A 22,943-nucleotide genomic window follows, 5' to 3' on the forward strand; every position below is an offset into this window, starting at 1 on the left:
AAATTGAAGGCATTACATCATTAGGTGGTAATGATCTTAATAAAACCCAATATAAGTATATATTATTACCCGAGTTTTGTTGTCCTATTGTTATTGGTAAACTAAATGAGCCAGGTATTGTTGTAGTACTCAATATTTGAGTATAATTTACTAAGAAATATGTATAACTACTAGAAAATCCAATTTCATATATTGTTGGAGCATAATTATATGTTGTACTTCCTACATTAGAAGTCCCTACGTATAAATTAAATTTACCAGTATTTCCTGAATTGGGATATGTAAATGCAGCACCATTATTATTACCACCAGCTATAAGCCCACCTCCGCCACCAATGAAGTATGTATTTTTATTATTTGCTGCACCTACACCTAAACTTATATAATCCCAACTTGTACCGCTTGTAGTTGGAACAGAAGCATAAATTTGTAATATATTATTTTGTATATTAAAGTTTACTGTTGTAGTAATACCTTCATTACCAGAAGATGAATATGGGATAATTGTATAATTTGTAGAAAAAGAAACACTATTTTGATTATTATATACATAAGTCCATGGTGAAGGTAATGAACTTAGATTTCCAAAGTTTTGATAATAATTAAATACTTTTTGTCCATTATCATATTGAGAAGTACCTAAAACTTGTATAGGTGCACCAACATATGGATAATATTGAGAATAATAATTGGCACTACTATTTCCTACATACATATATATTGTTACATTACTATTAGCAGGAATTCCTTGAGGTATGTTAACCCACCAAACATCACATGTAACTCCATTATAATTTAATTGTCCTTCATACCATGAATATAAAATATTTCCAGAACTATTTACAAAATAAACATTTTGTCCATTTGGATTTATTTGATTAAATAATGTTGCATTATTTATATATGCGAAATTAGGACCTATATTTATATTTCCATTACATATTGCTATATCTTGTTGAAATGAGGAAGGAGTTGGAATGTTTTGTGTATTTGATATCAATATAGGATATACTCCAGAATCTGATGCAGCAACACAATAATATATATTTCCTTGAGGTAATGTTATACTATTTGTTTGAGCACTATTACTTCCAACAACATTTCCTCCTATCTGTGAATATATACTAAATGTAGAAATTAATAATGGAAAACTTATTATAGTAAAGTATATTCTTTTCTTTATATCCATAAGATATTAGAAAATATTGTCCAATATAAAATTATGATTATTAATAACCTTAATCATTTATAATAATCGAACCCGGGCCCGGGGGGATTCGAACCCCCGATCTTCGGGTTAAGAGCCCGACGCTTTACCAACTAAGCTACGGGCCCAATATAAATTTTATGATAAAAAGAAATTATAAATTATTCTATATTATAATCTTTTATTTCTGGTATGAAATTTTTTATGATCTCTTTCTGTTCTTTACTTAAATTCAAATCTTTAATATTTATAGATATTTTCTTATTATTCTCATCAATATTTACATCAATATTATTTTTAGAGATATTATATGTTATACTTAATATTCCCAAAATTTTTTCTTTTAAATCTGTAACTTCTCTATTTAATTTTATTACATATAACAGATCTTTACCAGCATATGGATGGTTAAAATCTACAATAACCCTTCCACTATTTACAGATCTTATAATACCAACCATATTATCTACATTTACAACCAAATTTGGTATTGGATTTATATTTCTTTTATAAAATTCACTAATAGGTATTATTTTAATTAAACTTGGGTCTCTTTCTCCAAAAGGTCTTTTTAATAAAAAGCTATATTCTTTACCATATTCTGCATTAACCAACTTTTCTTCAATTTCTTTATTCAATATATTATATCCTAAAGGTATTATTACCGGTTCATTTGTTTTTTCTAATAATCTATTATCTTGATCATATATTGAATACTCAATCTCAACCCACTTTACCATTGATGAAAAATCTAAATAAAGTTTATATAAATTATTTAAAATTTTTGATTATCTAAAAAAGATAATTTTATTAATTTTATTTTCAAAAAAATTTAATGGTTAATGATACGGAGATTTTTGATAAAGAACTAGAAGAATATCTAGCACAAGCAACAAAGAGAATAAAAGTTATCGGATGTGGCGGTGGTGGAAGTAATACAATTTCTACATTATATAGTATGGGAATTGAAGGCCCAGAACTAATAGCAGTAAATACTGATGTTAGACATTTGTTAATAACAAAAGCACATAAAAAAATATTGGTAGGAAAACAATTAACAAAAGGTTTGGGTGCAGGAAAAGATCCTAAAGTTGGAGAGGAAGCTGCAAAAGAATCTGAGCAAGAATTGAAAAAAGCAATAGAAGGTTCTGATGTTGTATTTATAACCTGTGGTCTAGGTGGAGGAACTGGAGGTGGTGTAGCTCCAGTTGTTGCTGAAATTGCAAAAAAGATGGGAACATTGGTAATTGCTATATGTACATGGCCTTTCTCCGTAGAAGGTGCAAATATATGGGATAATGCTTTATATTCTTTAGAAAAAATGGAAAATAATGTTGATTTATTGGTAATTATTCCAAATGATAAATTACAAGCTTTATATCCAAATATTCCATTGATGCAGGCATTTAAAGTTGCAGATTCATTATTAGCAAATGCATTAAAAGATCTAACAGAATTATTAACGAAACCAGGATATATAAATGTAGATTTTGCAGATTTTAGATCAATTGTATCTGGTTCTGGATATGGTGTATTTGGAGTTGGAGAATCAAATTCAGAAAATAAAGCTACAGAAGCTGTTCAAAGAGCATTAAATAATCCATTAGTTGATGTAGATGCAACAGGAGCAAAAGCTGCATTGGTAAGAATTGTTGCATCACCAGATGTAACACCTACAGATATAAATAAAATATTAGATACAGTAAAATCTGTATTAGATCCAAAAGCAAAAATAATACAAGGTATTACATTTGAAGAAGATAAAAAGAACTATGTAAGAGTATCATTAACAATTACAAAATTAAAAGCTCCTCCATCATTTGTATTAGGAATAAAATCTGGTGAAAAAGAATTAAAACCTGAGGAACAGAAAAAGCTAGAAAGCGACCTTGGAATTGAAGTTATTTAGATTTTTCTATTAATTTTAAGCTATTTATAGGTACATTTAATTGTAAAGGAACTGGAACATCAATTAATTCTATTGTTACTTCCTTTTTCTTTTCATCTATATTTATTATTTTTCCTCTAGTTCCTTTAAATGCTCCAGATAATACTTCTACTATATCATTTATGTCATATTTAACTTTTTCTTCTTCAAAGTATTTCAATAAATCTTCTATTGGAATTTCTTGAGGTATTACTCTTTTAACATGTCTTATCCCCAATACAGCTCTCTGTAATTCTAAAGAATTCGTTGTTTCGACAAATAGATATCCTTTTACACCAGGTATTTGCATTATAGAATATATAGCATACTTTCCATTTTTTCCTTCACTTGCTAAAATATCTGCAACAAGTTCTTCTCTTCCAGATGTTACAACTATGGCGTATATTGGCATATCATTATACTATACTGTAAACTTATAAATATAGGCAATACAATAGCTGCAACTAATGCAAAGAATAATAATGTAACATAAACCAATTTCTTTACTTCATCCCAGGTAGGTTTATTAGCTGTTTCATATATTTCCTTCATTTCCCTTATACTATCAATAATACCCATCTATATAATCTTTAAAATATATTTTAAAAACAAATCTATATGGGCAAGGAAGTTATAGAATTATTAGTAGAAGGTGGAAATGCTAAACCAGGACCAAATATAGGACCAAAATTGAGTCAATTAAAATTAAACGTTGGAGAAGTAATAAGTAAGATAAATGAAGCAACGAAAGAATTCAAAGGTTTACAAGTACCTGTAAAAATAATAGTAGATACAGAAACAAGAAAATATGAAATAGAGGTAGGATTACCACCAACATCATCATTATTAAAAAGAGAAGCAAATATAGAAGTTGCAAAAAGAACAAAACCAGATGAAGTAGTTGGAAATGTTACAATGGAACAAATAATAAAAGTTGCAAAAATGAAAATGAAAGATTTAAATACTACTAATTTAAAATCTGCAGTAAAAATGGTTTTGGGGACAGCTTTATCTATGGGATTAACAGTAAATAATAGAAATCCAAAAGAATTAATAAAAGAAGTAGATCAGGGTTTGTATGATAATCTATTAAAATGATATGTTTGATATTTTAAGTTTTTTTATTGGTCTAATATCCGGGATAATTATATCATTTATTATAATCTTTTTGATTATAAGACATTATATAAAGAAATACTTCTCATCTAAAAAATCAATAAAGGATATTATAGAACTATTCGCTAAAAAATAATTTTTAAATATATTCTATATTTCTTTTTTCTATGGATGTTAAAAGTATCCAATCACTTATAGAAAAATCAAAAAAGAGAAGATTTAAACAAACAGTAGAGTTAATAATTAATTTAAAGAAAGAATATGATTTGAACAAAAGCGAAAATAGATTTACGGAATATGTTGAATTACCTAAAGGTAGAGGGAAGAAAATAAAAATTGCTGCAGTTGTTGGACCAGAATTAGAAAAACCTGCAAAAGAAATATTTGATTTTGTATTAGTTAAAGATAAAATAAAGGAAATTTCTGAAAATAAGAGGGAAGCAAAAAAATTGGTTAGAAGATATTATATTTTTGTAGCACAAGCATCAACCATGGCAGATCTAGGAAGATATTTGGGTAAATATCTATCTACAAAAAATAAAATGCCAAACCCAAAATATGGAATGATAATTCCAGATAATACAAATCAAGATTTCTTAAGATCAATTTATAATAGATTACAAAATATGGTTAGAATTGTTGTAAAGAATCATAAAACAATTGGTATACCAATTGGAACTGAAGATATGAAGTATGAAGATATATTGGAAAATGCCAATCATGTACTAGAATATTTTATTAATAGGGTTCCTGGAAATAAGAATAGTATAAAGAGTGTTTATATAAAGCTAACAATGAGCGATTCTATAAGAATAGTGTAAAATGGTATCCCAACAAAAGATATTATATGTAAACGATTTATATTCTAAATTATCAAATTCTAAGGTAATTGGAATAGCAAATATAATGGATATTCCAACAAATTCTTTACAGGTAATTAGAAAAAAGCTAAAAGAAATGGGTATTGATGTTAAAGTTGTTAAAAAGAACCTTTTCGTTAAAGCTTTAGAAAGAATTAATGATCCAAATATTAAAAAGATGATAGATATAATTGAAGAAAATAAAAGAATTACAGTTCTATTAATATTACCAAAAGAGGAAATAAATCCATTCTTATTAAACAAAATATTGGAAGAAAACAAGAGTTATAGATCAGCTAAAGAGGGAGATATATTGGAAGAGGATGTAATAATAAGAGCTGGGCCAACAAATTTAACACCTGGTCCTGTATTAACTGAATTAAAGAAATACAATATAAAAACAAAGGTTGAAAATGGAAAAATTGTTATAACTGAAGATACGGTAGTAGCAAAAAAAGGTCAAAAAGTCGATAGTGGATTGGTATCATTATTACAGAAATTTAATATAACTCCAATACCTGTAAAAATAAAATTATTATTAGTATATGATGGAAAAACATTATATACATATGATATATTATCAACTCCTTTAGAAGAATATATAAATCAATTAAGATCTGGATTTAGAAAAGCTATATTATTGGCAGTAGAAATTTCATTCCCAACAAAAGAAAATATAAAGATATTATTAACAAAAGCATATCAAAACTTAGTAAAATTATCATTAAATACTGGAATACCAACAAAAGATACAATAGAAGAACTATTAAAAATTGCAAACAGAAGATCTATAACATTAAAAGAAAAATTAAATATTAAAGAATAGTCTTTTTTAGTATTTTTTGGAATATTTGGGATTTATTTTTTAGTGGGTACATTATTAGTAAAATTCGTAAATATTTCCCTAATTATTATCATATATGATGTATATGAAACCACAAAAAAGTCGCAAATTATCTTATAAATTTACAATAAGAAACCTTGAAAGTATATTAGAACTGCTTGATGATGTAAAACCCGTATTAATAGGTAAAATAGCTATAGTTGTGTATGAACATTATTATAGTTTACCTTATAATAGAAAATTCAAATATATAGAGCTTGCAATAAGCAAACGTAAAAAGAAACATATAAAAGAAATATTATATACGCAAAAAACAAAATATAATGAATATGGCGATAATATTGAAATCGAATATAAAGAGGGTCCTAGCGTAATTATATTATTTAAAGACAAGAAAATACCGTATAATGAAATAGAAATAGAACGAAAGATAATAAAAAAGAAGAAAATAAAATTATATGTAGCTAAACTTGAATATCTATATGTAGACAAAATATTTACATATTTAAATGAAAAAAAGGACTTCTATAGTATAAAAGTACTAGGCTATTTAATGAACGAATATGGTTATGATAAAGAATTGCTTGAAAATATATTCAACGAATATTCTAAAAAATATCCAGAATACTCTTTGGAAGCTAGGAATATTATGGAAAAAATATTAAAAGAGGTAAAAAAGTCAGATATATTAGATATATTATAAAAAATATTGCAGAATTTTTATCAGCGTAGCCGTATTCATCATTTTTCAGTTTCAAGCCAACCACATCATTATTCTTCCCTACCTGGAGGAACTGGTTCATATATCCCCAGTGCATGGCAGGTAGGGATAAAATTATAATATTTTTATGATTTAAAATTTTTATATCACAAAGTTTTTGAAATATAAATGAATGAAATCATTGAGGAATATAAAGTATGGTTAGAAATACAGGGAAAATCTAAAAATACAATAAAAACATATTCTGGTGTAATAAAGAAATTTTTAGAATTTCTGATAAATAATGGAATAATTATTACAGATACAAGATCTATTAATGATTCATTAGATAAAAATCTAATTCTAAAATTTTTAGCTGAAATAAAGGTTAAGAAAAAATTGGATTCCAATTCATTAAGATTATATGTTAGAGCTATATCTTCATTCTTAAAATTCTTAGACAATGAAAGTTTAGCAAAGCAAATAAAAGCTCCAAAGGTAGATAAAAGATTGCCAAAATTTATTACATATGATGAACTAAATAAATTACTAGAAAATGCAGAAAATTATAGAGACAAACTAATTATTAAGTTTCTATTTTATACTGGAGTAAGAGTTTCTGAATTGATAAAAATAAAAAAGAATGATATAATTTTTGAAGAGGGTTTTGTAAAAGTATATGGAAAGGGTGGAAAAGAAAGGATAGTACCAATACCAAAAGATTTATTAAATGAATTGAAAGATTATATAAATAAAATAAATACTGAAAATATATTTCCATTATCATCAAGGCAAGTTGAAAGAATTATAAAAAATGTTGCAAAGAAAGCTGGGATAAATAAAAAAGTAACTCCGCATGTATTAAGACATTCTCTTGCAACAACATTATTATCAAAAGGTGTTGATATAAGATATATACAAGAAATACTAGGTCATAGTTCATTAAATATTACACAAATATATACTCACGTTGTTCCAAACCAATTAAAAGAAATATATAATAAAGTTTTTGAAAACCAGCTAGCTTAAAATTGTTTTTATTTCAAAATAATATATTCCAATTACTACTATTGTTATTATAATTGATACTATAAATTCTGCGGATAATAATGGTAAACTTTGAGATAATAATGAATTTATATTAATTGTTCCGAATATATATGGAAATAACAATGTTGCCAATATCAATGCATTTAAATAATGAGAAATTATGAATAATATTCTTTGTACAATATCCTTTAAATTCACAAATGTTAATATTAGTAATACTATTAGTGGAAAGATAAATAAATAAGATATTATATTTTCATACAAATATATATCTAATAATACTAACAAATATCCTATTAATCCATATATTTTAAACTTCTTTACATTAAATATATATCCAAGGATACCCAAAACAAATAATATTGTTGATAACAATAATAATAATGTAAAATAATTAAATATAATGGAAGGTCCCCAAACAATATTTCCATTTATAATTTTAATACCATAACCAGTAATAGCTGTAGATAATATAGAAACCAATAATATTGCCATTATTAAAGTTCCAAATATATATATCAATATATCTCTTTTACTATATTCCTTATTTATACTTTTCCCTTCAAAAAATCCTATTCCAATATTTCTAAATATGAATAAAAATAATATAATAAATATTAATGGGTAAAATGAATATGCGACTGGAATTAATAATGATGGTAATAAAGCTTCATATTGTACTACAAAGAAAACAATTGATGTACCTGTTATTTCCCACATTGATAAGAACAAATTTTCATATTTTTTGTATAAATCATTATTTATAAAGAATGATAATGCCAAGGCTATTTCTATTCCTATAAGTAATAAAATTGTTGCTGCAATTAAAAATATATATGTATAAAAGTAAAATGAATAGATCATCATAATTTATTAATAAAATATCTTTTTATAGCCCATATAGATAAAACAAATAATGCTATATATATTAATTCAAAAGTTATTGCAATAGGAACAACTCCTGGATTTAAATTTGCAGCATCAATTGTTAATAATATTCCATATATTGTCCATGGTTGTCTTCCAACTTCTGCAGCAACCCATCCAGTTTCCAAAGAAATTAAAGATAACACTGATAATAATATCAATCCATATAATAATAATTTATTCATATAAAATGTATATTTTGGATTTAAAGTAAATTTTTTATCTTTTTTATCCTCTTTTGAAATTATTAAAGAGATTAATCCATATAATGATATAAAGAATATTAAGAATCCAAATATTGCCATTATATCAAAAGAATTATGTGCTATAGTAATATCATTTGGTGAAGGTATATAGGATTCATTTGCATATATTCCAGGAACAATTGTATTTGGATTAAAACTCTCATATAACAATAAACTTTGCAAATTTGGAATTTGTATTGAATCAATTAATGTATAATTGTTTGTAACAATTCCGAATAAATTTTCTGGTGCATTAGAAATATTTCCATTCAAATTAGCTTCTAATATTGAATATTTAACTGGTTGATATTTTGCCAATGTATCTATTGAATTTATTCCAAATATTCCTAATAATAATATTGATAAGAATAATATGGGAATTACCAATTTCAAAGCTTTTCCATATATTTTTATATTTTCAATATCCTTTTCTTTCAATATTTTATATGAAATAATTAATACAAATATTGATAAACCAAATTCTAATGATGCTAAAATTCCATGGGATACTTCAATAAATTCTATTGGAGTAAAAAATATGGAATATGGATTTATATCAATATATTGACCATTCAAATATTCAATTCCTACAGGATAATTCATAAAGGCATTTAATGTTATTATTAAAAAACCAGACATAGTTGCAAATATTCCAATTAAATACATAAATATTGGATGTAATATAGAATTACTATATTTTTTAAATGAGTAGAAATATATACCAACAAATAAAGATTCCAAAAAGAATGCTAAAATTTCTATATATAATGATATAATTGCTGTATTACCCACTATTTGCATAAATTTTGGAAATAATATATACATTTCAACAGCAACAATTGTACCAGACAATGTTCCTATTGCAAATAAGACTAATATTAATGTTGATATTCTTTGAGCTAAATTTTTTATACTTTCATCTTTCTTTAATATTCCATATAATTCTAATGTTCCAACTGCAAAAGGCATTCCAATTGTAATTGATGCTATTATAATATGTATAGCAAGAGAAGATGCAAAAACAATCCTATCAATATCATATACAGATAACATAAAATATTTATAGTTTATATATTTAAAAAAATTTTATTTAAAGAATAAATATTGCTGCTGATATAACAGTAGTATATTTTTCTACCTTTGCTTTTCTAAATATTTCAAATTCCTTATCTATTTCTATATTATATATAGATTTTAACATACTTTTTGCCATGTCTTTTGCATATCCTTCTTCTTTTCCAGTATAATATCCATGATATTCTGTAAAATATCCATTATATTTTTTATCTTTAGGTAATGCTACTCCAACTGATGAAAATATTTCTTTACCCTCTTCATTAGAAGTAAATCTAGATAAAACACAAAATACAATTTGACCCGCCTTTAAATATTTTAATCCTTCATCTATATCTATAATTTTTACATTTGGTGGTGCTATACTAGATACTGGAACTAAATTAAACCTCTCTATTTTTGCATCTCTCAATGCATATTCAAAACTCAACAATGGGTCATCCGCTATACCTACACCAGAAGTAAAGAAAACCTTCTTTGGTACCAGACTCCGCGGGGTCATAAAATAAAAAATTAATTTTATTATTTATAAGTCATCTAGAAGATGATGCCAACCTTTCTAACTCTAATTTTTTCTGTATTGCAAATGATTCTACAGAATTTTTATATGCATTTATTATTTCTTTTGCCAATGCACTTGCCATATCCTTTTTATTCCTAGAACTATGATATGCTCCCCAAACAATATGTCTTATAGCTAAATCAATCCTTCTTAAAGGAGAAATATCAACTGCTTTTGGATATCTTGCACCACCCATTTCTATATTTGTTATTTCTTCTCTTGGAGCAGCATTTTCTATTGCCTTTGTCAATACCTTTATTGGATTTTGTTTTGTTTCCTTTTCAATTATTTCAAATGCCTTTATTAATATTTTTAGTACTTTATGATATTCTCCAGAAGCATAATATGATGTAAATTTATGTTTTCCACCATAATGACCTGGTGTCATTAATCTACCAATTAATCTCTCTATAATTGGAATATTTCTTCTTCCAAATCTTCTATTTTGATATCTACCATTTGTTTTTGGAACAATATATGGCTTCAAATTCATAAATGCCCTTAATGTTTCATCTTCTACATCTACTTCATATTTCCATCTTCCAAGAAATTTCAAATCATTAATATCATTCACCATTAAAAATAATATTAAAAGATAAATTAAAAAATTATTCTGATTCTCTTATTGCCTTAACTAAAACTGGTATTAATGTTAGTACAAACAATATTACAAATCCCCATGCAAATATACTTTCTACACTTGCTGAAATATTTGAATATCCAACAGTTAATACTGATAATGATGAAATAACAAATATTGAATATATAAATACTTCAATAAATGGTCTTACATTTTTATAATATGCATTTTCACTTATATTTTCTGTTATATACTTCATTACAATTAATCCAATTGATAATATTACAAATACACCTATTATATTATCAAACAATGTATATTGGAATCCTAACAATTCTAAAGAATAATATGTTATTATCCATACAAATCCTAAGAATAATAATAATTTCAATAATTCTGCTACATATGAATTATATCCTTCAATTAATATATATAGATATGATGTAAAGAATATTGAAAATATTATACCAGCTGCTATTATTAATACAACTACTGATATTAATAATAATGTTGAAGAAACTGTCATTGTCAATTGCAATATATTTGATACATAACTATATTGTGTTGCTGTTAATATATTTGGCATCAATGATAATACACTATTAAATACTAATATTCCCAATATTATTCCAGCTAAATATGATAATAAGGCTGCTACATTTATTTCTGGCATTTTGCTAAATGTTGACTTTAATTTCTCATATATATTCTCTATCTTTATATATTTCGCAAATAGCCAGCTCAATACTTTATATACTATCCATCCAACAAAATAACCTATTATACCACCTAATACTAAAAAACCAATAAAATAACCTATAGATATCAATAAGTCATATACCATTTATTTTTTATGTATTAAAATTATATAAATATTGATTTCGTTATCAAAAAATAACGACTATCTCTTTATAATTTCTTTAAAAAGCTATCTTCTGGCTTTTTCTATCTTACCCTTTCTTAATAATTCTAAGGGTTGTCCATTTACTAGTATTACCTTATATCTTACCCCCGGTATTGAACCTATAGTTCTTCCCTTTGGTCCACCTATTCCAACTATTAATACTTCATCGTGCTCATCAATATATTTTATTGCCTTATCTCCTGGAGCAAAGGCTGTAACAATTTTTCCATTTTTCTTTAATTGAACTTTTACACATTTTATCATTCCAGAATATGGCTGTCTTTTTTCAATCTGTACTTTTTCTAATACAATTCCAGATGCCATTGGACTTCCTTCCAAAGGATCATATTTCTCTTTTAACTTTAATATCCTTCTTTTCCACTCTTTCTTACTCCATCTAAACTTTTTTCTATTTTCAATTAATTTCTTAGCAGCAAACAATCCATTAGCCATTCTTTAATATAGATATAACAGAAATTTTAAATGGCTTTTTCAATAACAAACCTACCTCTTCATTTGAATAATTCAATACCTCTATTTCAAAATTTCCCAATTTCTGATAGTATTCTATATCCTTTTTTATATTTTCTGGAACATTTTTTGCTAAAAATATCTTTTCTACTTTTCCCCTTTTAATCATTTTCAAAGTTCTATTATACCCAATAACTATTTTTTTCTCATCAACAATTTTCTTTCTTAAATCATCAAATGTTACCATAAAATCTATCTATATAAAAAATATTTTTATTCCTTATCTTCCTTCCTATTTCCTACAAAATATACATCATATAAACCTGTACCTAAATATATTGGTTGATTCATTATAACATTATCTATTCCACTCAATACCTTATCAGATTGTCCCATTATTGAAGATCTAACAAATATAGAAACTGGAGTTTCAAACGCTGCCTTTGATAATGTAGATTCTTTTTCTGCATGTAGTCCATATCTATTTATACCTAAATATATTCCATACCATGTTAACATATCTGCTACCAACATAAAATGCCTTACATCTACACTAAGACCTTGTTGTTCATATAATTTAACTAATTCTTGTAATATAGCAGCTCTGGCAGCTTCTATTCCCAATACCCTTTCTATTTCTCTTATATCATTTGTATATATTTTTGTATAATCTACCTCTGGTATTTTCATAACTTCCAATAGATTAGATCCAATAGTATATATTACATATTCATTATCTTCTTTATGTATAGTTACATCCTTAATTCCCTTTATTCCTTTTATTAATATCTTCTTTATCATTTCTTTAAGCAAATATAATTCCTTTGCAGATAATTTGGGAGCAATTATATATATATTTTGTTTATCATTCTCAACCTTATATTTCTTTATTTTCTTTTTTATTATTCTAAATACTTCATCAAATGTTAATTCTTCCTTTTTCAATTTTTCTTTATCCAAAGTAATTATTATCTTATTTTCAAATACATCTATTGTTATTGATGACAATAGATCTTCTAATAATAATTCCTTTATCTTTTTTGCAACACTTTGAGCCACATTTAAATCATTTTTATATTCATCCAATAACCTTATTATCATATATTTTCTTTTCATTTTCTTTTTTGCATCTGTTATTTCTGTTAATCTAGGTAAACCTAAAGAAACCTGTTGAGCAGATATACCTACAAAGTGAAATGATCTTAATATCATCTGTGTTGTTGGCTCTGCAATTGATTGAGCAGCAACTATACCAACAGGTTCACCTGGATCTATTATAAATTTATATGAAAAATCTTCTACTTTTTTTCTTAATTTTTCATCTTCTATTTTTTCTAGATCCTTTTTTATTTTTTCCGGTAGTTCCATCTTTATTATTTTCTACATAAGGTTTTAAAATTTGGGCCAGTAAATCTACGTTTAATTTTCCATTTATTGACTTATGTACTGCAACTCCATCTCCTCCATATACAAATTGTACAATTCTATTATATGCGTCTCTAACAGTTAAATCATCATTTACATGAAGATCATATAAACTTAATACCAATCTTCTATAGAAGTATCCGGATTGAGCAGTTCTTATTGCAGTATCCATTAAAGAGTCTCTACCAGGTAATGCATGGAAGAACATTTCCCATGGTTTTAATCCCTCCCTGAAAGAACTTATTACCCAACCATGATATTTTGGATGATATATATTTCTCTCAAATATTGATAAATTTCTTCCCCTATAACCAAAGTCTATAAATCTCCCTCTAAATGCTTGAAATCCTAAAGACCCAGCCATTCTAACAGCATTTTGCCAATCACCTCTTGCACCAGTTACAGACATAATATATGTACCTGTATCTTTTTTCATATATTTTCTAAGAACGTCTTGTATTTTTGTAACACTTTCAGATACTACCTGCATAGATTTTAATTCATATGTTTCCTGTAAACTTCTACCAGCAATCCTTTCAAGGGTTCCTTCAGTATATTGTTTATATAAATCTTCTACTGCTTTTTCTGTATCATCTATTATCTTTTTTATTTCCTCTTTTGCCTCTTCTGGTAAATCAAAATCAGAAATGGACATTGTAATTCCCAAATTATATTGATAATATATTCCTAATAAACTATATTTTTCTAATAAATCATTTACATATTCTTTTCCATATAATTTATATAATATAACAAATAATCTTCCCTTTTCTGCTTTTATTAAACTTGAATCCAAATATCCTCTAACAATCATTCCATTTTCTATCTTTATTTTATCATTTTCAAAATTAAAGTCATCTGGTAAGAATACTGAAGCAATTTCTTTTCCAGTTAAATAATCTCTTCCTTCCTCTTTTGCTTTTTTAATAATATTAGACAACTTATCTAAATCTTTATCATTGGCATTTGACATATATATTAACTGTGCAGCCTGATTAATCGGTATTTTTACATCATCTTGTGTTATTAAATATAATCCTGTTATCATTTCTTGGATCATACCGACAATAAAATCTCCATATCTTGGAGTAATATAATTATTTGATATTTCTGTTAAAAATTCTGCTTCTGCTCTTGCTTCTTCGCTTCTTGGTAAGAATACATTCATTTCATCTCCATCAAAATCTGCATTATATGGTCTACATATTATTGGATTTATCCTAAAGGTATTTCCAGGAAGTACTCTAGCATAATGACCCATCATTGACAATCTATGTAAAGATGGATATCTTAATAATAATACAATGTCTCCATCCGTTAAATGTCTTTCAACAATCCATCCTGGTGCAATCATTGAAGCAAGTGTTTCTTTATTTTCTTCAGTAATTATTCTTTTTCTTCCATCTGGAGATATTACATAATTTGCGCCTGGATATTTTTCAGGTCCATTCAATATATATTCCTTCATTTTTTCAATATTCCATTCAGTAACCCTTTCAGGAACTGTCAATGTTTTTGCAACATATAATGGTATTCCAACCTCATTTGGTTTTATTTTTGTGTCTGGAGTAATAACTGCCCTTGAACTATAATTTATTCTCTTTCCAAGTAAATATCTTCTAATTATTCCTTCCTTTCCAGAGATTCTTTCAACCAATGATTTTAATGGCTTTCCAGATCTCTGTTGAGCCTTTGGAACATATGGTAAAGTATTATTAAAATACGTAAATATGTGATATTGTAATAAATTATATATATCATCTACAATAACCTGTGGAGCCCCTGTTGTTATATCTTCTTTTAATCTTTGATTTGTTCTTACAATATCAACTAATTTGTGAGTTAAATCATCTTCTGCTCTTTCACCAGTTTCCAAAACTATTGAAGGTCTCATTGTTACTGGAGGTACTGGTAAAACTGTTAATATCATCCATTCTGGTCTAGAATATGAAGGATCAAATCCAATTAATGGTAAATCTTCATTTGGTATTTTTTCAAATATTGCTCTAATTTCGACGGGATACATTCTTCTTTCATTTTCCTTATCTTTAACATAGAAGTAAAATGGTTTTCTAAATTCAACTTTTGGATTTTCATATCCGCATACAGGACATTTTGATCTTTTCTTAGCTTTGGAATATACAAACTTAGCTATAAATTTATATAATCTATTCCATCTTCTTGAATGCCTATACTTTTCTATTTTATTTAATGCAAATTCTCTTTCTTCTTTTGTTAATTTTACATGACCGCAATTATGACAAACAGCATTTACCAATTCTTTAACAATTGGTAAAAATTCCGGATGCAATACTGGTCTTGCCAGTTCAATATGACCAAAATGTCCCAAACATTTTCCTGCAGTTTTTCCGCATGTTTCACATACATAACTTGGATCTACTACTCCCAATCTTAAATCCATCAATCCACCCCTTATGGGAGTTCCATCTTCATCATATAATTCTGATACAATTATTTTTGCTGCAGACATTTTTCTTATTGCATCTGGACTCAATAAAGAATATTGAATTTCAGAAATTCTTTTGAAAAATATATCTTTCATCATTAAAACTTATAATCTAACTTAAGTCTAGGCCAAATTCCAAGAGAGATTAATTCATTTAATAATAAATGGAACGCATAAGAAACTTTAACTTTTGATATTTTTTCAGTTTCACCACAAATAGGACAATAAACCCTATTTCTTATATTATCTTCAACAGCAAGAGAACCACATTTTTCACAAACATAAATAGGTGTATCATCAGAAGAATACATTTCTCTTAATAATATAGAAGCACCATGAGCAGCAAGGACTTCATGTTCCATTTCACTAAACTTCAAACCACCCTTCTTTGATTTACCTTCCGTTGGTTGTCTTGTTAATAATGTAACAGGACCTGTTGCTCTTGCCTGTAATTTATTCTTTGCCATATGCTTTAATCTTAAATAATAAATGCTTCCAATAAATATTTTAACTTTAAATTCATCTCCGGTTAAAGGATTATACAATGTTTCTGTTCCATCTTCTCTAAATCCTAAAGATAGTAATTCTTTCCTTAATTCTTCCTCACTTTCTCCATACCATGGTGTTCCGTCAACATATCTTCCATTTAAACTTCCAACCTTTCCAGCAAGCAATTCTAATAATAAACCGAAAGTTTCTCTTGAAGGAATTCCAGCGGGAGAGAATATTATATCTGGAACAAGACCTGAAGATGACCATGGCATATCTGATGGATCAACAATCATTCCCAAAACACCTTTCTGTCCATGTCTTACAGAAAATTTATCTCCAAGTTCTGGGATTCTTAAGTCTCTTAATTTTATCCTAACAAGTAAATTTCCATCATCAGATTCTGTTATTACAACCCTATCTACCCATCCTTCCTCCCCACCACCAGTAGTTAATGAAGAATCTTTCTTTCTTAAACCTGTTACAATAGATTCAGAAGTTAAACCAATAAATCTTGGAGGTGATACCCTACCAACAAGTACTTCTTCTGGTTTTACAAATGATTCGACAGCAACAATCCCATCTTCTTCTAAATTTTTATATTTATCCTTTCCTCTATATAATTCTACAGAAGGATCTGGAATTGTAATTTCATCTTGTAATCCTCCAGAATATCTTAATCTTTCTATTTCATAAGATCTAAAATATACAGATCTAAATAAACCCCTATCTATTGAACCTTTATTCATGATAATTGCATCTTCAATATTATATCCTTCCTGTGTCATTACGGCAACAATTACATTTTGTCCTATTGCATAATCATCCTTAAATATATTAAAAGAAAATGTCCTAGTAATCGGGTATTGTGGATAATATAATATTGATATATCAGTATCAAATCTATTATGGAAGTTTAAAGAATATATAGCATGAGCCTGCCTCTGTGGTCTAACACCTCTATTTAATCTTGCAGATTGATTTCTATTTGAAAATGGAACTAAAGATGTAGCTATACTAAATATTACTAAAGAAGATAATTCTAAGTGAGTTGTATTTTCCTTTATATCTTCAGGATATAACGCAACATTTAAATTTTCTTCTTCTGCAGGATCAACCCATTCAATTATACCTTCCTTTTCTAAATCTGACCATTTTATTTCTCCTTTCTTTAATTTTTCAATATGTTCTTTTGTTAATAATGGTTTTCCATCTTTTACAACAATTAAAGGTCTTAAAATTCTTCCCTTTCTAGTTAATATTTCTACAACATTTCTTGTTTCATCAAAATATATGTTTACAAAATATGGGATAATACCTTTTCTTCTTTTTTCCTTAAATTCTTCGATAAATTTATTAGCATCATCCACATATCCAACAAAAATACCATCTATATAAACCTCATATGCCATTTTTATTTTTTATCTGAAACATTTTTAACTATTGGCCTTAATCCTATATCCTCTAACTTTCTAATCAATTCATTTTTATCAACCTCTTCAAAACTTATCTTTGATAATATTGTTTTATTTTTTCTCAATCCAGTTTCATGACCTTCGGGTGTTTCTATTAAATCCAATCTACCCCAATGAGTACCATGAGCCATTCTTGCTTCTAACAATTCAGCTTCGCCAGATATTGAAGAAACAACCCTTGTTAAATGAGATAAAACAGAAATCTTGTTTGTTCTATCAAGAGCCTGTGAAATTCCTGTTCTATTTCTTGTCCATTTTCCAATAGCCATTACATTTTCAAATCTTTCAGTAAATATTTTTGATCTAAATATAGAGGTATATGAAGGTATTTTTCCTCTTTTTACTAACCTTTCATATTGATACATTGCATCTGTCATCAATGTTCTTAAAGTAACAAGGAAATATTCCCTAATTAATTCCCCAGGCGTTCTAACTATTTTATTTGCAAAGTGATCCTTTATATCTTCATCAATTTTTTCATGGGCTAATAATAATAATTTTCTTGCCATCTTTAATAAATTGTATGCTTTTAATAATCTATCATTTGGTGATGTTCCAATATTGGGTAATAATAAGTTATCTAATATTGATAATAATTTTTCTCTTTTAACTTCTGGAGAGCCTGATAATTTTAATTTATCAGCTAAATATCTTATTGCATCTTCAGAAGTTTTTATATTTTGGAATTCCAATAAATTAATATATACTTCTTCAAATTCTTCCCCTTCAGAAATTAATTGATTTATTTCAACATCCTTTTCTAAACCTAGAGCCCTTACCAAAGGTATTAACGGAACCTTTTTATATTTCTCAAATGATAAATATAATAAACCATCTTTTGTCATCTCCATTCTATGAGCCTTTAATTGAGTTAAAGATTCTGATAATAAATATCCACTATATTTTATAGAACCAGTTTCCCTTTGAACATAAAATTTATTTGTACCAAGTTCCTCAGATAATATAATTAATTTTTCATTTCCGTTAATAATAAAGTATCCACCTCTATCTGTCGGATCTTCACCAATTCTTATTAATTCTTCTTCAGATAATCCATAAGTATTACAATATTTTGATCTAACCATTATTGGCAATCTACCAATTGGTACCTGATATTTACTCTTAAATGTTTCATTTTCATATACAGAAAATTCCATAAATACTGATCCAGAATATGTAAGTTTTCTAATTCTAGCTTCTATCGGATATATTAATCTAGAAACTCCCTCCTTCTCCATAAAATCTGCTTTTTCCAACCATAATTTTTCTATTTTAAATTGCAAATCCCTTAATCCTGGAGCTAATAATCTTGGAGAAAATGTTCCCAATTCTCTTCCAATCTTTGTCATTTCTACATCAACAAAATATTCAAAAGATCTCAGTTGTACTCCTAACAGATCATTTTCCTCCAAATATTTATAAAATAAGATATAATTGTCTGTATTATTATTAGCCACTTTTTATTTATATATATGATATCTTTATAAGCTTAATCTTCTACAACAACTCTATAATATATTTCTTCTCCAATCCATGGATTATTTCTTATGATCTTAACAATATCTCCTGGTTTAGCATTTAAATTCTTTAATGCTGGATCTGAGATTTTAATCTTTGGTAAATCTGATAAGGATACTTTATACTTTTCTAACAATTCTTTCTTTTCTTCTTCAGATAATATTATATCTTTTGGTACTAAATAATGTTTTGTTATATCAATTTCAGATAATTCTCTTAAACTTTCTTTAGGTTTATTATCCTTAGAAACTTTTTTAGATTTAGACTTTTTAGTAGATTTAGCCATTTATTTATTTTTTATAAAAAACTTATAACTTTACCTCTTAGATATTAGGAATGGGTAGAATAGCTATATTCACAAAAACAAATTTACAAGATTATAGAATAATAAAATTAAAGGAGGAAATAAAAAATTATAATAACATTAGCATTATTGATATAGAAAAAGAAAATATATTTCCATATAATGAAAAAATATTAAACTATGATCTATATTATTTTTTCGTTGGATCAAATTTTTTATCTGATATCCACTTTCTAGCAAAATATCTTGAACAAAATGGGAAAGAAGTAATAAATAAAATACATGTCAAAGAATCTATAATATCAAAAACTCTATTTTATAGTATCTTAAATAAATATGTAAAAATTCCAGAATTTGTAAAAATATATTCAATAGATAATATAGAATATGTAATAAATAAGATTGGATTTCCAATGATAATAAAGCACCAATTTATTCATAGAGGGGAATTTGTACATAAAATAGATAATGAAAAAGAATTATATAATTTTTTAGAAAAATATTTATTAGAAAAAAGAATAAATATAAAAAATTTAATATTTCAAAAATATATACCTTATGAGAAAGATATAAGGATAATTTTCATAGGAAAACCGATTGGCGCAATGGAAAGGATTAATAAAAATAGTTTTAAGGCAAATATTAGTCAGGGAGGATATGGAAAGCAATATAAATTGGATCAAGAAATAATAGATATTGGATATAAAATTATGGAAAAATGTGATTTACAAATATTTGCATTTGATCTATTATTAAAAGATAATCAATATTATTTGATAGATTTACATCATATATTCCAGTATGAGGGATTTGATAAGTATTTAAATAAAAATATTACAAAAGAAATATTAAATTACTTAAATGAAATTAGTAATAAAAGCTAAAGGGAACAAATTAATAAAGGCAACACATAAAAGTACTTTAGAAATTACTAAAGATAATTATTTAACTGAAAGAGGAGATTGTATAATTGGTATAAGTGCAAATTACTCTGTAAAAGATTTACCAGAAGATCTTAAAGATCATTTATTAAATGAAGGAAAGATAAAGATTGTAATTAAAGTTGATGATTTAATAGATAATATAATTGCATATGGTTCTAAAAAATTATTGTTAACAAATGATAGAAGTATTGTTATAAGAAAAAGCAATTATATTGATGATAGAACTTTAGCAATAAATTCAAACAAGAGTGCTATTGATATTGATAGAAGATTAATAGAAAGATTGAAGAATGAGAGAGATATGGAATTTATTATATACTACTAAAATATTTATAAAGAATAAAATGTTTATCCTTAATTATAAAAAGAAGAGTATAAATATGGCTGTACAATTAATATTTATAATAATATAGTGGTAGTTATTGTAATTAAGTTATTTCAGCTACAAACATCAGAGATCGGTCAAATATCAAATACATAAATACAATAGGCAGTTTTAGATTGTTCAAGTTATTGTTCAAGCCCATATACATTTTGTACAAATTATGAAAATACTTCAAACAGACTTTTTTATTTTTATTTCCAACAAATTTGTCTGGAAATATAACATGTACAGAAAATACCAACGTAGATATTATATGTAATTATATAACATGCTATTCAGTAAATAATATTATGTTTTATCAACTTGTAACAGTATATTTAGAAAGAGTTAATCAAACATATTTTAGAATTGCATAAAAGTTTTAATGGATTTTTATATATAATGGGTGAAACTATTATAGATAAATTAATTGACGAAAACAAAAATATCAATAAACACATACTTATATTATATTTAATAATATTTCCAATATCTATATTATTTTTTACAAATTTATATTATATCTTATTTGGAATATTTTACTTCTTTGCTTTATATTATTTCTTGAAAAATACAAAATTCAATATGATAAAAATTTTATATTTATTAATTTTTATATTGCCTATATTAAATATTTTTAATAATATTTTATTTAAATATTTTGTTTATGTATTTTTTTCATTTATTTTATTTTATTTCTTTGGAAATTTTGTCGCAGAGAATAAATTATCTATAAATAGAAAGCAAATAATAATATTGATAATTTCCCTAATTTATGTTTTATTTATAACATCATATAATATTATAAATATTTATTCTTTATTTTTTATATCTCTCCTAGGTTTTTTATTCAATTTAGATGATAAAAAAATATATCATTTAACTTCATTAAATTTTTTAAACAAATATAGCCAAATTATCTTCTCCATAATTTCTATTTTTTTATCTATACAGTTAATACTTTCCTTAATTGTTCAAAATATTTTAATATTATTTAATATATCTTCATCTTCAATATCAGAACCTATTTTAATGTTAATATTATTTACTATATCCTCATTTTCAATATTAGAATTTATTTTAATGCTGATGATTAAAAAAATATTTAATAAACCAGAGGGATTCACAATGTATATTTTAATATTAATAATATTTTTATTTATCTTCTTCACAATCCTATTTTTCTTAATAAAAAATAATATAATTTACATTATTCAAAATATTATAATTATGTTTTTATTTTTCTTTACCGCAATTCACGCTTATTTGTATCATAGGTTTCCAGACAGTAAAAAAATAATTTTGGGAATTGTTTCAGGAATACCATTTATATTAATGAATTTCGTAAATTATTTCTACTATATTAATCCAGGAACTCTATTTAATTTTCCCTTATTTATAATTTTATTTTCAATAAACTTACTAATATTGGCAATTATAGGATTAGTATTAATTTATATACATTCAATATATAAAAAGCATATCTAAAT

At 25.7% G+C, this 22,943-nt stretch carries 26 protein-coding genes and 1 tRNA gene; 10 read left to right on the plus strand and 17 right to left on the minus strand.

Annotated features, from left to right (window positions below; genetic code table 11):
* The 3 genes from DDW03_RS01155 to DDW03_RS01165 all read right to left on the minus strand — a co-directional run.
* On the minus strand, nt 1–1,189 hold a 1,189-nt coding region (locus tag DDW03_RS01155; protein ID WP_228615236.1), incomplete at its 3' end, for a DUF2341 domain-containing protein.
* A gap of 73 nt (nt 1,190–1,262) precedes the next feature.
* Nucleotides 1,263–1,335, minus strand: a tRNA-Lys gene (locus tag DDW03_RS01160).
* Nucleotides 1,336–1,368: 33 nt separating this feature from the next.
* On the minus strand, nt 1,369–1,947 hold the full coding sequence (locus tag DDW03_RS01165) for an FKBP-type peptidyl-prolyl cis-trans isomerase (protein ID WP_228615237.1): 579 nt from the start codon (nt 1,945–1,947) through the stop codon (nt 1,369–1,371).
* Nucleotides 1,948–2,042: 95 nt separating this feature from the next.
* On the opposite strand from DDW03_RS01165, the gene ftsZ reads away from it, so the two are divergent.
* Nucleotides 2,043–3,116: a cell division protein FtsZ gene (gene ftsZ / locus DDW03_RS01170; protein ID WP_228615238.1), complete on the plus strand. Its 1,074-nt coding sequence runs from the start codon at nt 2,043–2,045 to the stop codon at nt 3,114–3,116.
* On the opposite strand, the gene DDW03_RS01175 is transcribed toward ftsZ, so the two are convergent.
* Together DDW03_RS01175 and DDW03_RS01180 are read right to left on the minus strand one after the other, a co-directional pair.
* Entirely contained in the window at nt 3,109–3,546 is a 438-nt protein-coding gene (locus DDW03_RS01175; RefSeq protein WP_228615239.1) for a transcription elongation factor Spt5, read from the minus strand. The two genes, ftsZ and DDW03_RS01175, sit on opposite strands and share 8 nt — an antisense overlap.
* Nucleotides 3,528–3,713 carry a hypothetical protein gene (locus DDW03_RS01180; protein ID WP_228615240.1) on the minus strand — a complete coding sequence of 62 codons (186 nt, stop codon included), beginning with the start codon at nt 3,711–3,713 and terminating at the stop codon, nt 3,528–3,530. Before DDW03_RS01180 ends, DDW03_RS01175 begins: the two co-directional genes overlap by 19 nt.
* A 39-nt stretch (nt 3,714–3,752) precedes the next feature.
* Between DDW03_RS01180 and DDW03_RS01185 the strand changes: the two genes are divergently transcribed.
* From DDW03_RS01185 to xerA, 5 genes are all read left to right on the plus strand, one after another.
* The gene (locus tag DDW03_RS01185; RefSeq protein WP_228615241.1) at nt 3,753–4,232 is read left to right on the plus strand and encodes a 50S ribosomal protein L11; all 480 of its coding nucleotides are present in this window, start codon (nt 3,753–3,755) and stop codon (nt 4,230–4,232) included.
* Nucleotides 4,233–4,417: 185 nt separating this feature from the next.
* The gene (locus DDW03_RS01190; protein WP_228615242.1) at nt 4,418–5,071 is read left to right on the plus strand and encodes an uL1 family ribosomal protein; all 654 of its coding nucleotides are present in this window, start codon (nt 4,418–4,420) and stop codon (nt 5,069–5,071) included.
* A 1-nt stretch (nt 5,072) separates the two neighbouring features.
* Nucleotides 5,073–5,936: a 50S ribosomal protein L10 gene (rplJ, locus tag DDW03_RS01195; protein WP_228615243.1), complete on the plus strand. Its 864-nt coding sequence runs from the start codon at nt 5,073–5,075 to the stop codon at nt 5,934–5,936.
* Nucleotides 5,937–6,030: 94 nt separating this feature from the next.
* The gene (locus tag DDW03_RS01200) at nt 6,031–6,657 is read left to right on the plus strand and encodes a hypothetical protein (RefSeq protein ID WP_228615244.1); all 627 of its coding nucleotides are present in this window, start codon (nt 6,031–6,033) and stop codon (nt 6,655–6,657) included.
* A 186-nt stretch (nt 6,658–6,843) separates the two neighbouring features.
* Nucleotides 6,844–7,683, plus strand: coding sequence for a site-specific tyrosine recombinase/integron integrase (xerA, locus tag DDW03_RS01205; RefSeq protein ID WP_228615245.1), 840 nt, complete (start codon nt 6,844–6,846; stop codon nt 7,681–7,683).
* On the opposite strand, the gene DDW03_RS01210 is transcribed toward xerA, so the two are convergent.
* The 12 genes from DDW03_RS01210 to DDW03_RS01265 form a co-directional block, all read right to left on the minus strand.
* Nucleotides 7,675–8,568 carry a hypothetical protein gene (locus DDW03_RS01210; RefSeq protein ID WP_228615246.1) on the minus strand — a complete coding sequence of 298 codons (894 nt, stop codon included), beginning with the start codon at nt 8,566–8,568 and terminating at the stop codon, nt 7,675–7,677. The two genes, xerA and DDW03_RS01210, sit on opposite strands and share 9 nt — an antisense overlap.
* Nucleotides 8,568–9,929, minus strand: a complete 1,362-nt coding sequence (locus tag DDW03_RS01215; protein WP_228615247.1) for a cytochrome ubiquinol oxidase subunit I — start codon at nt 9,927–9,929, stop codon at nt 8,568–8,570. Before DDW03_RS01215 ends, DDW03_RS01210 begins: the two co-directional genes overlap by 1 nt.
* A gap of 37 nt (nt 9,930–9,966) precedes the next feature.
* Nucleotides 9,967–10,452, minus strand: coding sequence for a pyruvoyl-dependent arginine decarboxylase (locus DDW03_RS01220; protein WP_228615248.1), 486 nt, complete (start codon nt 10,450–10,452; stop codon nt 9,967–9,969).
* Nucleotides 10,453–10,483: 31 nt separating this feature from the next.
* Nucleotides 10,484–11,089 (minus strand): 30S ribosomal protein S7, encoded by a 606-nt coding sequence (locus DDW03_RS01225; protein WP_228615249.1) that lies wholly within the window; start codon nt 11,087–11,089, stop codon nt 10,484–10,486.
* Nucleotides 11,090–11,120: 31 nt separating this feature from the next.
* Complete coding sequence (locus DDW03_RS01230) at nt 11,121–11,936, minus strand: hypothetical protein (RefSeq protein ID WP_228615250.1); 816 nt, start codon at nt 11,934–11,936, stop codon at nt 11,121–11,123.
* 84 nt (nt 11,937–12,020) lie between these two features.
* On the minus strand, nt 12,021–12,449 hold the full coding sequence (locus DDW03_RS01235) for a 30S ribosomal protein S12 (RefSeq protein WP_228615251.1): 429 nt from the start codon (nt 12,447–12,449) through the stop codon (nt 12,021–12,023).
* The gene (locus DDW03_RS01240; RefSeq protein ID WP_228615252.1) at nt 12,442–12,714 is read right to left on the minus strand and encodes a ribosomal L7Ae/L30e/S12e/Gadd45 family protein; all 273 of its coding nucleotides are present in this window, start codon (nt 12,712–12,714) and stop codon (nt 12,442–12,444) included. The genes DDW03_RS01235 and DDW03_RS01240 overlap by 8 nt, the downstream gene beginning before the upstream one ends.
* 26 nt (nt 12,715–12,740) lie before the next feature.
* Complete coding sequence (locus DDW03_RS01245) at nt 12,741–13,835, minus strand: hypothetical protein (RefSeq protein WP_228615253.1); 1,095 nt, start codon at nt 13,833–13,835, stop codon at nt 12,741–12,743.
* Complete coding sequence (locus DDW03_RS01250; RefSeq protein WP_228615254.1) at nt 13,786–16,455, minus strand: DNA-directed RNA polymerase subunit A'; 2,670 nt, start codon at nt 16,453–16,455, stop codon at nt 13,786–13,788. Before DDW03_RS01250 ends, DDW03_RS01245 begins: the two co-directional genes overlap by 50 nt.
* 2 nt (nt 16,456–16,457) lie before the next feature.
* The gene (locus DDW03_RS01255; protein ID WP_228615255.1) at nt 16,458–18,260 is read right to left on the minus strand and encodes a DNA-directed RNA polymerase subunit beta; all 1,803 of its coding nucleotides are present in this window, start codon (nt 18,258–18,260) and stop codon (nt 16,458–16,460) included.
* A 2-nt stretch (nt 18,261–18,262) separates the two neighbouring features.
* On the minus strand, nt 18,263–19,780 hold the full coding sequence (locus DDW03_RS01260) for a DNA-directed RNA polymerase subunit B'' (protein ID WP_228615256.1): 1,518 nt from the start codon (nt 19,778–19,780) through the stop codon (nt 18,263–18,265).
* Nucleotides 19,781–19,812: 32 nt separating this feature from the next.
* Nucleotides 19,813–20,043 (minus strand): DNA-directed RNA polymerase subunit H, encoded by a 231-nt coding sequence (locus DDW03_RS01265; RefSeq protein WP_420887679.1) that lies wholly within the window; start codon nt 20,041–20,043, stop codon nt 19,813–19,815.
* A gap of 134 nt (nt 20,044–20,177) precedes the next feature.
* Between DDW03_RS01265 and DDW03_RS01270 the strand changes: the two genes are divergently transcribed.
* The 4 genes from DDW03_RS01270 (at nt 20,178) to DDW03_RS01285 (ending at nt 22,941) form a co-directional block, all read left to right on the plus strand.
* The gene (locus tag DDW03_RS01270; RefSeq protein WP_228615258.1) at nt 20,178–21,029 is read left to right on the plus strand and encodes an ATP-grasp domain-containing protein; all 852 of its coding nucleotides are present in this window, start codon (nt 20,178–20,180) and stop codon (nt 21,027–21,029) included.
* Nucleotides 21,007–21,414: a DUF371 domain-containing protein gene (locus DDW03_RS01275; protein WP_228615259.1), complete on the plus strand. Its 408-nt coding sequence runs from the start codon at nt 21,007–21,009 to the stop codon at nt 21,412–21,414. Before DDW03_RS01270 ends, DDW03_RS01275 begins: the two co-directional genes overlap by 23 nt.
* A 266-nt stretch (nt 21,415–21,680) precedes the next feature.
* Nucleotides 21,681–21,830, plus strand: coding sequence for a hypothetical protein (locus DDW03_RS01280; RefSeq protein ID WP_228615260.1), 150 nt, complete (start codon nt 21,681–21,683; stop codon nt 21,828–21,830).
* Between the two features lie 25 nt (nt 21,831–21,855).
* Complete coding sequence (locus DDW03_RS01285; protein ID WP_228615261.1) at nt 21,856–22,941, plus strand: hypothetical protein; 1,086 nt, start codon at nt 21,856–21,858, stop codon at nt 22,939–22,941.
* The last annotated feature ends 2 nt before the right edge of the window (nt 22,942–22,943 follow it).

Source organism: Candidatus Nanobsidianus stetteri, assembly GCF_003086415.1.
Taxonomy (GTDB): domain Archaea; phylum Nanobdellota; class Nanobdellia; order Nanobdellales; family Nanobdellaceae; genus Nanobdella; species Nanobdella stetteri_A.